This window comes from Comamonas sp. Z3 (assembly GCF_008121565.1).
GTDB classification, from domain to species: Bacteria; Pseudomonadota; Gammaproteobacteria; order Burkholderiales; family Burkholderiaceae_C; genus Comamonas; species Comamonas brasiliensis.
Map to the genome: position 1 here is coordinate 146042 of NZ_VOQU01000006.1, position 12778 is coordinate 158819.

The 12778-nt window shown below is 61.1% G+C and carries 15 protein-coding genes; 10 read left to right on the plus strand and 5 right to left on the minus strand.

Translation table 11 applies throughout. The features are described 5' to 3' along the window. Nucleotides 1–53: 53 nt before the first annotated feature. The gene (lysA, locus tag FSY59_RS18240; protein WP_034400885.1) at nt 54–1301 is read left to right on the plus strand and encodes a diaminopimelate decarboxylase; all 1248 of its coding nucleotides are present in this window, start codon (nt 54–56) and stop codon (nt 1299–1301) included. 309 nt (nt 1302–1610) lie between these two features. Continuing rightward, nucleotides 1611–2501 carry a DMT family transporter gene (locus tag FSY59_RS18245; RefSeq protein ID WP_148729469.1) on the plus strand — a complete coding sequence of 297 codons (891 nt, stop codon included), beginning with the start codon at nt 1611–1613 and terminating at the stop codon, nt 2499–2501. Between the two features lie 128 nt (nt 2502–2629). Here FSY59_RS18245 and FSY59_RS18250 read toward each other — a convergent pair whose 3' ends face one another. The 4 genes from FSY59_RS18250 to FSY59_RS18265 form a co-directional block, all read right to left on the minus strand. Continuing rightward, the gene (locus FSY59_RS18250) at nt 2630–3640 is read right to left on the minus strand and encodes an NAD(P)H-dependent glycerol-3-phosphate dehydrogenase (protein ID WP_003051903.1); all 1011 of its coding nucleotides are present in this window, start codon (nt 3638–3640) and stop codon (nt 2630–2632) included. 116 nt (nt 3641–3756) lie between these two features. Continuing rightward, nucleotides 3757–4218: a protein-export chaperone SecB gene (gene secB / locus FSY59_RS18255; protein WP_003051901.1), complete on the minus strand. Its 462-nt coding sequence runs from the start codon at nt 4216–4218 to the stop codon at nt 3757–3759. 200 nt (nt 4219–4418) lie between these two features. Continuing rightward, a complete protein-coding gene (grxC, locus tag FSY59_RS18260; protein WP_003051899.1) occupies nt 4419–4676 on the minus strand; it encodes a glutaredoxin 3 in 258 nt (85 codons plus the stop codon). A gap of 71 nt (nt 4677–4747) precedes the next feature. Then, entirely contained in the window at nt 4748–5155 is a 408-nt protein-coding gene (locus FSY59_RS18265) for a rhodanese-like domain-containing protein (RefSeq protein WP_003051897.1), read from the minus strand. A 285-nt stretch (nt 5156–5440) separates the two neighbouring features. On the opposite strand from FSY59_RS18265, the gene gpmA reads away from it, so the two are divergent. From gpmA to FSY59_RS18285, 4 genes are all read left to right on the plus strand, one after another. After that, nucleotides 5441–6184 carry a 2,3-diphosphoglycerate-dependent phosphoglycerate mutase gene (gene gpmA / locus FSY59_RS18270; protein WP_003051894.1) on the plus strand — a complete coding sequence of 248 codons (744 nt, stop codon included), beginning with the start codon at nt 5441–5443 and terminating at the stop codon, nt 6182–6184. Between the two features lie 127 nt (nt 6185–6311). Beyond that, the gene (locus FSY59_RS18275) at nt 6312–7823 is read left to right on the plus strand and encodes a S41 family peptidase (RefSeq protein ID WP_003051892.1); all 1512 of its coding nucleotides are present in this window, start codon (nt 6312–6314) and stop codon (nt 7821–7823) included. Nucleotides 7824–7898: 75 nt separating this feature from the next. Further along, nucleotides 7899–8687, plus strand: coding sequence for a HesA/MoeB/ThiF family protein (locus FSY59_RS18280; RefSeq protein WP_043374907.1), 789 nt, complete (start codon nt 7899–7901; stop codon nt 8685–8687). A gap of 80 nt (nt 8688–8767) precedes the next feature. Continuing rightward, nucleotides 8768–9148 carry a response regulator gene (locus FSY59_RS18285; protein WP_003051888.1) on the plus strand — a complete coding sequence of 127 codons (381 nt, stop codon included), beginning with the start codon at nt 8768–8770 and terminating at the stop codon, nt 9146–9148. 58 nt (nt 9149–9206) lie between these two features. Here FSY59_RS18285 and FSY59_RS18290 read toward each other — a convergent pair whose 3' ends face one another. Next, nucleotides 9207–9839 carry a response regulator transcription factor gene (locus tag FSY59_RS18290; protein ID WP_003051886.1) on the minus strand — a complete coding sequence of 211 codons (633 nt, stop codon included), beginning with the start codon at nt 9837–9839 and terminating at the stop codon, nt 9207–9209. 133 nt (nt 9840–9972) lie between these two features. On the opposite strand from FSY59_RS18290, the gene FSY59_RS18295 reads away from it, so the two are divergent. The 4 genes from FSY59_RS18295 to FSY59_RS18310 all read left to right on the plus strand — a co-directional run bounded on the left by FSY59_RS18295 (nt 9973) and on the right by FSY59_RS18310 (nt 12752). Further along, on the plus strand, nt 9973–11322 hold the full coding sequence (locus tag FSY59_RS18295; RefSeq protein ID WP_050872335.1) for a CHASE3 domain-containing protein: 1350 nt from the start codon (nt 9973–9975) through the stop codon (nt 11320–11322). 170 nt (nt 11323–11492) lie between these two features. Continuing rightward, nucleotides 11493–11654, plus strand: coding sequence for a DUF1328 domain-containing protein (locus FSY59_RS18300; protein WP_003051882.1), 162 nt, complete (start codon nt 11493–11495; stop codon nt 11652–11654). Between the two features lie 161 nt (nt 11655–11815). Then, the gene (locus FSY59_RS18305; RefSeq protein WP_003051873.1) at nt 11816–12358 is read left to right on the plus strand and encodes a hypothetical protein; all 543 of its coding nucleotides are present in this window, start codon (nt 11816–11818) and stop codon (nt 12356–12358) included. 73 nt (nt 12359–12431) lie between these two features. After that, nucleotides 12432–12752 carry a BON domain-containing protein gene (locus tag FSY59_RS18310; protein WP_003051870.1) on the plus strand — a complete coding sequence of 107 codons (321 nt, stop codon included), beginning with the start codon at nt 12432–12434 and terminating at the stop codon, nt 12750–12752. Nucleotides 12753–12778: the final 26 nt, after the last annotated feature.

Genomic DNA, 12778 nt, shown 5'->3' on the forward strand with positions numbered 1-12778 from the left:
AATAGATACCCCCGTGCATGATGCGCGGAACTATTCCCTTTCAAGAGACCGCCATGGCAAACCCCTTCTCTCCTGCACAGCTCTGGAACCTGGCCGACCAGTACGGCACGCCGCTGTGGGTGTATGACGCCGCCACCATCCGCGAGCGCATTGCCCAGCTCAAGGCTTTCGACACCGTGCGCTTTGCCCAGAAGGCCTGCTCCAACATCCACATCCTCAAGCTCATGCGCGAGCAGGGCGTGAAGGTGGATGCGGTCTCGCGCGGCGAAGTCCTGCGTGCGCTGGCAGCGGGCTTCACGCCCGGCTTTGGCGAGCCTGCCGACATCGTCTTCACGGCCGATGTGATGGACGAGGCCACGCTGGCCACCGTGGTGGAGCACAAGGTGCCCGTGAACGCCGGCTCCATCGACATGCTGCACCAGCTGGCCGCCGTGTCCAGGGGCCACCATGTCTGGCTGCGCATCAACCCCGGCTTCGGCCACGGTCACAGCAACAAGACCAACACCGGCGGCGAGCACAGCAAGCACGGCATCTGGCACAGCGAACTGGAAGCGGCGCTGCAAGCCATCAAGACCGGCGGCCTGGTGCTGGCCGGCCTGCACATGCATATCGGCTCGGGCGTGGACTACGGCCATCTGCAGGAAGTCTGTGGCGCCATGGTCAAGCTGGTCGAGCGCACCAAGGCAGCTGGCGTCGATCTGCACGCCATCAGTGCCGGCGGCGGCCTGTCCATCCCCTATCGTGCTGGCGATGCCACCATCGACACCGACCACTACCATGGCCTGTGGGATGCGGCGCGCCAGCAGGCCGAGGCCATCGTCGGCCACAAGCTGGGCCTGGAGCTCGAGCCCGGCCGCTTCCTGGTGGCCGAGTCCGGCGTGCTGCTGGGCACGGTGCGCGCCACCAAGAATGCGGGCAGCAATCACTTCGTGCTGGTCGATACCGGCTTCAACGAGCTGATGCGCCCCAGCATGTACGGCAGCTACCACGGCATGGAAGTGCTGCGCCGCGACGGCCAGAGCCTGCCCGCGCAGGACAGCGTGGTGGCTGGCCCGCTGTGCGAATCGGGCGATGTCTTCACCCAGGGCGACGGCGGCGTGGTGCTGCCGCGCTCGCTGGCCGGCGCCAGCGTGGGCGACCTGCTGGTGATCCACGACACGGGTGCCTACGGCAGCTCCATGTCCAGCAACTACAACACCCGCCCGCTGGCCGCCGAAGTGCTGGTCGATGGCGCACAGAGCCAGCTGATTCGCCGTCGCCAGACAGTGGAAGAACTGCTGGCCCTGGAGATTGGTTTGTAATTCCCCCTGAGCCGCTTGCCTGGGCGGCCCCGCGCCTTCCCCTGGCCGGGCGCCCCTCTCGCCGGGCGCCCCTCTCTCTACGCGCTGCGCGCTAAGGGAGGGGGACGACAGCATCGCTGGGGCAGCCCTAGCTGCAGGGCGGTGCGGCCGGCTAGGCCCTTGCTTGCTGCCTCTCTCTTGCGTCACGCCCCATGATTGAGTTCACGCCATGAATTCAATAGCAGCTAGCGCTTAGTCATCAGGCGCTTCAGGCCAAAATCACCTGAAATCTTTTCTCTCGGCACCGCCCAGTGCCCGGTAAGTTCGTCCATGTCACAGCACTCCGCCCCCTCGGTCCATCGCCATACGCTGACGGGCATCGGCTTCACGGTGCTGGCCTGCGCCTGTTTTTCGATACTCGATACGGGCTCCAAATATGCGGGCGCCCTGCTGCCGCTGCTGATGGCTCTGTGGCTGCGCTATGCGCTGCAGTCGGTGCTGACCGTGGGCTTCGGAGTGGCAAGACACGGGCTGGAGATTTTTCACACCCGGCGCCCGGGCTTTCAGTTTCTGCGCGCCATTCTGTTTTGCCTCAGCAATGCGCTGGCCATGCTCAGCCTGCGCTATCTGCCGCTGGCGGAGTTCACGGCCATCGTGGCGCTGACGCCGCTGGCCCTGACCCTGCTGGCCGCGCTCTGGCTGGGCCAGCAGGTCAGCCCCTTGCGCTGGGTGCTGGTGGCGCTGGGCCTTGCGGGCACGCTGGTCATCCTGCGGCCGGGCGGCGGCCAGTTCAGCGGCTGGGCCCTGGTCTGGCCTGCGCTGCAGTTGCTGGCCAACACGGCCTATCAGATCCTGAGCAGCCGCATGGCGGGCAAGGAGCGCCCGCTGACCACGCAGATCTACACCAGCCTGCTGGCCCTGAGCCTGACCTGCATGACCCTGCCCTGGGTCTGGCAGCTGCCGGACAGCGCCGCACTCTGGCTGGCCGCGATTGCCATGGGCGCAGGCAGCGCCGTGGGACATCTGATGCTGCTCAAGGCCTATGAAAAAGCCGAGCCTGCGACCATCACGCCGTTTCTCTACAGCCAGATTCCCTCCGCGCTGCTGGCAGGCTGGCTGGTCTATGGCCATATCCCCGACCAATGGGCCGTGCTGGGGATGGTCGTCATTGCGCTGTGCGGGGCAGCGAGTGCCTGGCTCAGCATCAGAGAGGCGAAGTAGCGCGCCTGAATTCGCCGGTCAGCGCCATAAAAAATAATAGCTGCCACCGCCTTTATTCATTGATTTTCAGATAGAAAAGTATCTGAAATCCATGAATATCAAGCGCTGACAGCTATCGTTTTATTGACTTATTCGCCGCGCGGATCGCGCACCATCAGATGCTGCACGGCTTCGGTGACCGGTAGCTGGCCGTCCAGCAAGGCCACCACGGTTTCGGTGATGGGCATTTCCACGCCGACCTGGCGTGCCCGGGCGAGCACGGTGCGGGCGCTGTACACGCCCTCGGCCACATGGCCCAGCGATGTCACGGCCTGCTCCAGGCTCTTGCCTTCGGCCAGCAACAGGCCCACCTTGCGGTTGCGCGAGAGATCGCCGGTCGCAGTCAGCACCAGATCGCCGAGGCCGGACAGGCCCATGAAGGTTTCGGCGCGCGCGCCCAGGGCCACGCCCAGGCGCGTCATCTCGGCCAGGCCACGCGTGACAAGGGCCGCGCGCGCGTTCAGCCCCAGCTGCAGGCCGTCGCAAAGACCCGTGGCAATGGCCAGCACATTCTTGACGGCACCGCCCACTTCCACGCCCACGATGTCCTGATTGGCATAGACGCGCATGGCTTCGCCGTGAAAGGCCGACACCAACAGCTCGCTCACGCCCTCATGGGCGCTGGCGGCCACCAGAGCCGTAGGCTGCTGGCGCGCCACCTCGGCCGCGAAGCTGGGGCCGCTGAGCGCACCGCTTTGCAGCTGCGGCGCGACCTGCTGGCAGACTTCATGCGCCATCAGCCCATAGCTGCCGGCAGGGGCATCGGCGGCCACAGCCTCGAAACCCTTGCACAGCCAGACCACGGGCCGGCGGCAATCCTTGAGCTGGCCCAGCCACTGGCGCAGCGCCGCCATGGGGGTGCCCAGCACAATCAGATCGGCATCCGCCACATGAGCCATTACATCGCCGCAGACCACCGTGAGCGCATCCGGAAAGCGGATGCCGGGCAGATAGCGGCTGTTGGCACGCTCGGCCTGCATGAGCTGCGCCTGCGCCGGATCCCGTGCCCAGAGGCTGACGCGACCCTGCTGCGGATGGGTGGCCGCGCTGATGGCCATGGCCGTACCCCAGGCGCCAGCGCCGATGACAAGAATTTTCATACCTGAATTTTGATAGCAGTTTGCGCACAACCCGCAATAAAAAGAGGCCTCTAGGGCCTCTTTTTTGCCTGGCTGCCGATTCTTGCACATCGCAGGAATCGGAAGCTGCCGTCAGCTTACTGGGGCAGTTGGCCTTCGGTCTGAGCGGCGGCAGCGGCTTGCTGCTGCTCGTACATGGCCTGGAAGTTGATTTCGGCCAGGTGCACGGGAGGGAAACCGGCGCGGGTCACCACGTCGGCCACGTTGCCGCGCAGATAGGGGTAGATGATCTGGGGGCAGGCAATGCCGATCACGCCGCCCATCTGGTCTTCAGGCACGTTGCGGATTTCGAAGATGCCGGCCTGCTTGGCTTCGACCAGGAACACGGTCTTGTCCTGAATCTTGGTCTGAACCGTGGCGGTCACGGCCACTTCGTAGACGCCTTCAGCCACGGGGGTGGCTTCCACGCCCAGCTGGATGTCCACGCTGGGCTGCTCCTGCTCCAGCAGGATGGCGGGAGAGTTGGGCTGCTCCAGGGACAGGTCCTTCAGATACACGCGCTGGATCTGGAACACGGGGCTGTTGTCTTGTTCGGCCATGATGAGCTGGGTCTTTCAGAAAAATCTTGAGAGGGAAATGAAAATGCCTGCACGGAGAATCAGCACGCAGCTATCCTCGCAGCAGGCATTTCCCAGAAAATAGCATTTGGCATTATGCAGTGGCCGCCCATGGCTGCATCCTGGCAGCCGGCACAAAGTGCAAATTCATGTCCTGGGACAACATGGGCGGCGCAGCTGCGTCAGCCTTGCAGCAGGGGCAGCAGACCGCCCTTGGCATCCAGCGCCATCAGATCGTCACAACCTCCCACATGGGTGTCGCCAATGAAGATCTGGGGCACGGTGCGGCGGCCCGTGGTCTGCATCATGTGCTCGCGGGCGGCGGTATCGAAGTCGATGCGCACCTCCTCGATCTGCTCCACGCCCTTGGATTGGAGAATCTGCTTGGCACGAATGCAGTAGGGGCAGACGGCGGTGGTGTACATCTTCACGGCTTGCATGGGCAACTTCCTTGGTTTTTTCAATGCAGCATGCAACGCTGCATTCGTCAGGGTTCTCAGATGGGGCCGGATCAGGCTTTTTCAACCGGCAGGCCGGCATCGCGCCAGGCCTTCATGCCGCCAGCCAGCGCCTGGGCCTTTTCGTAACCCAGCTTCTTGGCCACCGCCTCGGCGCGCGCGGCGCGGGCGCCCGTTGCACAGACCAGCACCACGGGCAGCTGCTTGTTCTTGACGGTGGTGGGCAGCTTTTCTTCCAACTGGCTCAGCGGCAGGTTCCTGGCGCCGTTGACATGGCCGGCGGCAAACTCTTCGGGCTCGCAGACGTCCAGCACCACGGCTTTTTCGCGGTTGATCAGATGCACCGCAGCCGCTGCCGACAGCGAACCGCCGGTCGCGCCGCGCAGCGCGGGCAGCAGCAGCATCACACCCGAAGCCACGGCAATCAGGATCAAATACCAGTTATCAATGATGAATTTCACGTCATTCCTTGGGATGGCAAACCGGACGATTTTAGAGGCAGGCCAGCCTGCGGGCCGCAGCAGCGGGCCACAGACCTGCAGCCTGCAAGCCCATAGCCCCGGTTGACGCGCCCTGGGCCGCAAGTGGGCGCTGCGCACAATCCCCGAAGCTCGCTACAGGAATAGCAGGCCGGCCGGCGCCGGATCGGTCCGGCTTTCCTTGCCTCAAGCCCGGACAAAGCCCAGCCCCTAAAATGCACGCTTTTGACTTTGTGTCATTACTGCTTTGCTACTTTGAGAGAATCCATGTACAAGCTCGTTCTGATCCGCCACGGTGAATCCACCTGGAACCTAGAAAACCGCTTCACCGGCTGGACCGATGTGGATCTGACTGCCACCGGCGTCGAACAGGCCAAGAAGGCCGGCCAACTGCTCAAGGCAGAAGGCTATGACTTCGATGTGGCCTACACCAGCGTGCTCAAGCGCGCCATCCGTACCCTGTGGCATGTGCAGGATGAAATGGACCGCACCTGGCTGCCCGTGGTGCATAGCTGGCGCCTCAACGAGCGCCACTATGGCGGCCTGCAAGGCCTGAACAAGGCCGATATGGCCAAGCAGTATGGCGACGAGCAGGTGCTGGTCTGGCGCCGCAGCTACGATGTGCCGCCTCCAGCCCTGGAAGCCACCGACCCGCGCAGCGAACGCAGCGATGTCCGCTACGCCAAGCTGCAGCCCGAGCAGATCCCGCTGACCGAGTGCCTCAAGGACACGGTCGAGCGCGTCGTGCCGTTCTGGAGCGAGTCCATCGCCCCCGCCATCAAGGCCGGCAAGCGCGTGGTGGTTGCCGCTCACGGCAATTCCATTCGCGCCCTGATCAAGTATCTGGACAATATCGCCGACGACAAGATCGTGGGCGTGAACGTGCCCAATGGCATTCCTCTGGTCTATGAGCTCGACGCCGATCTCAAGCCCATCCGCCACTACTACCTGGGCGATGCCGAAGCCGCAGCCAAGGCCGCAGCGGCCGTCGCGGCCCAGGGAAAGGCCTGAGACCTTGCACCACCCCGGTTCGGATCGCTGACGCAGTCTGAACCGGGCTGACACTGCAAAAGGCCTGCGGAACCTCGTGGGCCTTCTGCCGTCGAAGGTGTATATTGCGAATGGTTTAAGGGGTGCTATGGGTCAAAAAATCAAAATTGCAGGCTGGATCTCTGTGGGCGTGGTCGCCGGTGCGTTGACCACCGTATCCCTGCAGACGCTGGCCCGCGGGGGTGTGACACCTCTGCCACTTGAAGAAATCCAGCAGTTGTCGGCCGTCTTCGGCCTGATCAAGACCGATTACGTCGAACAGGTCAGCGACAAGAAGCTGATCACCGATGCCATCTCCGGCATGGTCTCCAGCCTGGACCCGCACTCCCAGTACTTCGACAAGAAGACCTACAAGGAATTCAAGGAAGGCACTTCCGGCAAGTTCGTTGGCGTCGGCATCGAGATCACCATGGAAGATGGGCTGATCAAGATCGTCTCTCCCATCGAAGGCTCGCCCGCTTTCCGCGCCGGCCTCAAGACCGGCGACCTGATCACCAAGATCGACGACACGGCCGTCAAGGGCCTGACGCTCAATGACGCCGTCAAGCGCATGCGCGGCGAACCCAATACCAAGGTGCGCCTGAACATCCTGCGCAAGGATGAAAGCCGCAGCTTCCCCGTCACCATCACCCGCGAAGAGATCAAGACCCAGTCGGTCAAGGGCAAGGTGATCGAGCCCGGCTATGCCTGGATTCGCCTGAGCCAGTTCCAGGAACGCACCGTGGACGACTTTGTGCGCAAGGTCGAGGAAATCTACAAGCAGGAACCCAATCTCAAGGGCCTGGTGCTGGACCTGCGCAACGATCCCGGCGGACTGCTGGATGCAGCCGTGGCCATCTCGGCCGCCTTCCTGCCACCCGATGTACCCGTGGTTTCCACCAACGGCCAGCTGGCTGAAAGCAAGGCCGTCTACAAGGCATCGCCCGAGTTCTATGCCCAGCGCGGCTTTGGCGATCCCTTGCAGCGCCTGCCTGCAGCCCTGAAAAAGCTGCCCCTGGTGGTTCTGGTCAACGAAGGCTCGGCCTCGGCCAGTGAAATCGTGGCCGGAGCGCTCCAGGATCACAAGCGCGCCACCGTCATGGGCAGCCAGTCCTTTGGCAAGGGGTCGGTGCAAACCGTGCGTCCCCTGGGCCCCGATACGGCTCTCAAGCTGACGACGGCGCGCTACTACACGCCTAGCGGAAAGTCCATTCAGGCCAAGGGCATCGTGCCCGATGTGATGGTGGACGAGACGGCGGATGGTGACTTGTTTGCCGCACTGGGCATGCGCGAGGCGGATCTCGAGAAGCATCTGTCCAGCGGACAGGGTGCCGAGGTCAAGAATGACGCCCTGGAAAAAGCGCGCGAGGAAGCCCGCAAACGCCTGGAAGAGGAAGCAAAGAAGCCGGCCGCCGAACGCCGCCTGCCGGAATTCGGAACTGACAAGGACTTCCAGCTGCAACAGGCGCTGAACAAGCTCAAGGGCCAGCCCGTCAAGGTCAGCAAGACCCTGACAGAGCGCAAGGCCGAAGAAAAGCCCGGGGATGCGACGGCTGCAGACAAAAAGCCCGCTGACAAGAAAGCCCCCGAAAAGGGTGACTCCGACAAGAGCAAAAAATAAGCACCGGGTTGTCAAACCCGCTCAAAATCAGCCGGGCTTGCCCGGCTTTTTTCTTGGAACCATGGACGCAAACCGATGAATGACGATCAATTGCTGCGCTATTCCCGTCACATCATGCTCGACGAGATCGGCATCGAAGGCCAGGAACGTATTCTGGCAACGCATGCAGTGATCATCGGAGCCGGCGGCTTGGGCTCGCCTGCCGCACTCTATCTGGGCTCGGCAGGTGTGGGCCGGATCACCATCGTCGACAACGATGTCGTGGACATGACCAATCTGCAACGCCAGATTGCCCACACGACCGAGCGCATAGGCATGGCCAAGGTGGAGTCGATACGCACCGCCGTGCATGCCATCAACCCCGGTATAGAGATTCGCTGCATCCAGCAGCGTGCGACCGAGAGCCTGCTCGACGAGTTGCTGCCCGAGGCCGGCATCGTGCTGGACTGCACCGACAACTACAAGACCCGCCAGACCATCAATGCGGCCTGCGTACGCCATGGCGTACCTCTGATCGAAGGAGCGGCCATCCGTGTCGATGGCCAGTTGATGGTCATTGATCCGCGCGACCCCGACAGCCCGTGCTATGCCTGCGTCTTTCCGCCAGAGGCTGAATTCGAAGAGGTCCAGTGCTCGACCATGGGCGTCTTTGCACCGCTGGTCGGACTGATCGGAACCCAGCAGGCAGCTGAAGCACTGAAGCTGATTGTCGGTTTTGGCCGATCTTCTGTCGGACAACTTCAAATGCTTGATGCACGTTCCATGGAGTGGAGTAGGATGAAAATTGCTAGGGTTAAAACCTGTGATATCTGCGGAACGTCAAGCACAAATCACAAGAAACATCAATACAATGATTTTTCATAGGCCGTAATTGATTCCCCATACCGAGAATTGAACGACTCTCACAGCTTGATCCATGGCATCTACCTCAACTTGCTACCGTCGTGAAACTGCGTACCTTTTTTGTTGAAGACAACCCTACGATTCGCGACAACCTGATTGCGACGATGGCGGAGCTTGCCGATGTCGAGGCTGTGGGGGTGGCAGAGACCGAAGCCGATGCCGTACGCTGGCTCAGCCATAACCCGGACGCCTGGGATCTGGTCATCGTGGACCTGTTCCTGCGCGAGGGCAGCGGCCTTGGCATTGTCACCAGCTTTCAACAGCGACCGCGGCAGAAAAAGCTGCTGGTGCTGAGCAATTATGCGACTGCCGATATCCGCCAGCGCTGCCTGGAACTCAATGCCGATGCCGTATTTGACAAATCCAATGAAATCGATGCGCTTATCGATTTCTGCATGGATTTGAATACCAGCAAGTCTTGATAATAACAAAAAGTAAAAAAAGGCTTGAATCTTTCAAGCCTTTTTTATTGGAGCCCCATTAATCAATGAGGCGGTTTTTCAGCGCATAGTAGGTCAGATCGCTATTCGAGGAAAGCCCCATTTTTTCCATGAGCCTGGTTCGGTAAGTACTCACTGTTTTCACACTCAGGGAAAGCGACTTGGCAATATCTCCGGCCGTCTCGCCGCGAGCAAGCTTCAGAAACACCTGAAACTCGCGCTCCGACAATTGCTCGTGCGCCGGCACATCATCCTTGCGATTGAGCTGCTGGGCCAGGAGGTCGGCCACTGCGGGCGTCAGATAGCGCCTTCCCAGAGCCACGGTGCGGATGGCCTCCGCGATATCCTGGGGATCGCACTCCTTGTTGAGATAGCCGCTGGCTCCCTGACGAATCAGGTTGATCGCGTAATGCTCCTCAGGGTATCCACTCAGTATCAGGATGCCCATGTCGGGCGCCTTGGCCCTGAGCATGGCCAGGGCATCTATGCCGCTTTGCCCGGGCATGGACAAGTCCATCAGCAACACATCGATTTCATGTTCCCGGACCAGATCGATGGCTTCCCGTCCATTGCCGGCTTCTCCCACGACCCTCAGATCCACATGCTCCGACAGGAATTGGCGTAATCCCGAGCGAACGATCGCATGGTCATCCACTATGCCTACTTTTATCATGAACACCTCTTTTCATGAAACCGCGCTCGTCTCCAGGGCGCATAACATTTTAAGACCCGCACTATGATGTCAGTCGTTGACGCTACGGTTATGCAGAATATCAGGTAATTGCCTTGTCGGTGAGAGGATGTAGATGCGCTGGACCAATATCCGCAAAATTGCAGTCAGTTTGACGATCGCAGTCATTGCGGCAGTCTTAATGGTAAGCATTAATGAGGCAGGCTATAAGCGCTCCTTGCAGGCTCTGGACACGCTCACCAAGACACAAAGCACCAGAGCCAAGCTCAGCTTGCTGATGCAGCAGATGCTGGACGCTGAAACCGGTCTGCGCGGCTATCTGCTGACGGGAGAAGAGCGCTATCTCGAGCCCTACAACTCCGCTTCTGCCGCCATCAGCAGCAGCATGGACGAGCTGCGCAGCATCTTCATCATGGATCCCAAGGAGCTGGCCACCTTCACACCGCTGGCCCGTCAGGTCGAGCGCAAGACCAGCGAAATGGAGCTGAGCCTGCGCCTTTATCGCCAGGGCAACGACGAAGCATGGCGCTTTGTGATGTTCACCGATGTGGGCATGGAAAACATGGATGCCATACGGGGCCACATCAAGACCCTGATGGACAGCATCGACCAGCGCGTCAAGTCCAATCTCGCAGACATCGAGCAGACGCTGGGCCTGTCGCGCCTGGGCATTGCGACCGTGACGGCGCTCGGGATTCTGGGCTTCTTCATGTATCTGCGACAGGCCAATGCACTGCAGCACTCACATCAGCGCGAGCAGGAGATCCAGCGCGACGAGCGCAATCGCCTGGAGGAAGTCGTTCGTGACCGCACAGCGGCGCTCACCGAGCTGGCAACCCATTTGCAGCAGGTACGCGAAGACGAGCGGGCGCATCTGGCTCGCGAGCTGCACGATGAGCTTGGCTCGCTGCTGACCGCAGCCAAACTCGATGTTGCGCGACTCAAATCCAAGATCGACACTTCGGCACCCGAGGTCTCCGAGCGCGTCACCCATCTGATCGAGACGCTCAACAGCGGCATTGCACTCAAGCGTCGCATCATCGAGGACCTTCGCCCTTCCTCGCTTTCCAACCTGGGACTGACCACGGCACTGGAAATCCTGACCCGGGAGTTCGGCGATCGCAGCAACATCGAGGTGGAGTGCAGTCTGGAGCAGGTGGACCTGCCCGAGTCCACGCAGCTGACGGTCTATCGCGTGGTGCAGGAGTCGCTGACCAATATCGGCAAGTACGCCAGGGCCAGCCATGTCATCGTCACGGTGCACAACTACCCCACCTATGTAGCCGTGCAGATTCAAGACGATGGCCAGGGGTTCGAGCCCGCCAGCATGCGCCCCAACTCCCATGGCCTGGCCGGCATGAAGCACCGTGTCGAAGCCGTTGGCGGCAGGCTCACCGTGGCCTCGCAACCCGGCAAGGGCACCACCATCTCGGCAGTCATTCCCCTGAGCATAGCAACTGCCTGAAACCGGGTAGCGCTCGGCCGAGCAAGTCGATGTCGTCCTACACGGCTGTCTCTCAATACCCCGACCCAGGTGGCAGAAGCTCACCGTCAGGCACGGGCTGCTCAGTTCTCTACAGTCAATACATGGCCGCACAGCAATGCCTGTCGGTCTGCATTCGAAAGGAGAAAATCATGTTGCACTACGCCATTGTCTTTCTGGTGATTGCCTTGATCGCTGCAGTTTTCGGTTTCGGCGGTATTGCGGCAAGCGCCGTAGGCATTGCCAAGATCCTGTTTTTTGTCTTCCTGGTCATGGCCGTCATCACTTTCCTGATGGGCCTGGTGAAGAAATAGCAACGGCACCGAATGTGTAGAACTTTGTTCGTCCACATTGCACAAACCGGCAGTATTCGCCATGATCACTCTCAACTTCCGCCTCCTCGAGGCAGAGTTCCGCAGACTGGCGTTACTGCACGCTGTCACGAAAATTTTTAGATTTCAGGGAGTTCCAAACAATGAGCCAAGCCGTAAAAGACGCCAAGGACACGGTTGAAGACCTCAAGGGCGCCGCCAAGGATGTGGCTGCTGACGTCAAGGACACGGCAAAGCACGCCGCCCAATCTGCCCAGAATGCTGCGCACAAGATGGCCGACGCAGCGCAGGACGCCGTGGACTCGGGCAAGCAGGCCGCCCAGAAGATGGTCAATGAAGCACGCGACGTGGCCGAGGATGTTGCCGACAAGGTTGAGGACACCGCACGCCGCGCAAGGCGCACGGCCTCCGAGGCGATAGACTCCACAGGGCGCCATATACGCAATCTCGACGACAGCGAGAACCCGCTGATCGACAACCTGGCCAACCGGGCTCAGGATCTGGCAGAGCGCAGCATCAACTTCTGGGCCGACAGCTCGCACCGCGCACGCCGTCAGTTCAACACCGCAGCGGATGCAACCACCAAGTATGTGTCCGAACAACCCGGGCGTTCCGTGCTGATCGCCGCCGCGACCGGCGCGGCCCTGGCGACAGCCTTCTTTCTGGGCCGCTCGCGCAGGAAGTAACTCTTGGAACGTGTAGACGTTCCCAGCTTTCGCAGGCGTGCTTTGCGCCTTTTCAAAACCAAGGGAGAACCATATGAAAAATCTGACTCGTGCTTTGGCTTTCAGTCTGGTCGCTGCGACGACCGTGCTGGCTACCACAGCCTGTTCGGTGGCTCGTGACCAGCAGACTGTGGGCTCCTATGTGGATGACGCCGGCATTACCACTGCAGTGAAGGCCAAGATGGCCGAAGACAAGAGCGTCTCGGCAACCGCCATCAGCGTGGAAACCATGAACGGCACCGTGCAGCTGTCGGGCTTTGCCAAATCCGAAGCGGAAAAAGCCCGTGCCGGCGAAATCGCCCGCACGACCAAGCATGTGCGTGAAGTGCGCAACAGCATCGTGGTCAGGCCTTGACGTTGCGCACCTGAAGCCAGCCTCTG

Coding starts and splice junctions, on each gene's coding strand:
- lysA (WP_034400885.1), top strand. CDS start 54: ATGGCAAACCCCTTCTCTCCTGCACAGCTCTGGAACCTGGCCGACCAG.
- FSY59_RS18245 (WP_148729469.1), top strand. CDS start 1,611: ATGTCACAGCACTCCGCCCCCTCGGTCCATCGCCATACGCTGACGGGC.
- FSY59_RS18250 (WP_003051903.1), bottom strand. CDS start 3,640: ATGAAAATTCTTGTCATCGGCGCTGGCGCCTGGGGTACGGCCATGGCC.
- secB (WP_003051901.1), bottom strand. CDS start 4,218: ATGGCCGAACAAGACAACAGCCCCGTGTTCCAGATCCAGCGCGTGTAT.
- grxC (WP_003051899.1), bottom strand. CDS start 4,676: ATGCAAGCCGTGAAGATGTACACCACCGCCGTCTGCCCCTACTGCATT.
- gpmA (WP_003051894.1), top strand. CDS start 5,441: ATGTACAAGCTCGTTCTGATCCGCCACGGTGAATCCACCTGGAACCTA.
- FSY59_RS18275 (WP_003051892.1), top strand. CDS start 6,312: ATGGGTCAAAAAATCAAAATTGCAGGCTGGATCTCTGTGGGCGTGGTC.
- FSY59_RS18280 (WP_043374907.1), top strand. CDS start 7,899: ATGAATGACGATCAATTGCTGCGCTATTCCCGTCACATCATGCTCGAC.
- FSY59_RS18290 (WP_003051886.1), bottom strand. CDS start 9,839: ATGATAAAAGTAGGCATAGTGGATGACCATGCGATCGTTCGCTCGGGA.
- FSY59_RS18295 (WP_050872335.1), top strand. CDS start 9,973: ATGCGCTGGACCAATATCCGCAAAATTGCAGTCAGTTTGACGATCGCA.
- FSY59_RS18300 (WP_003051882.1), top strand. CDS start 11,493: ATGTTGCACTACGCCATTGTCTTTCTGGTGATTGCCTTGATCGCTGCA.
- FSY59_RS18305 (WP_003051873.1), top strand. CDS start 11,816: ATGAGCCAAGCCGTAAAAGACGCCAAGGACACGGTTGAAGACCTCAAG.
- FSY59_RS18310 (WP_003051870.1), top strand. CDS start 12,432: ATGAAAAATCTGACTCGTGCTTTGGCTTTCAGTCTGGTCGCTGCGACG.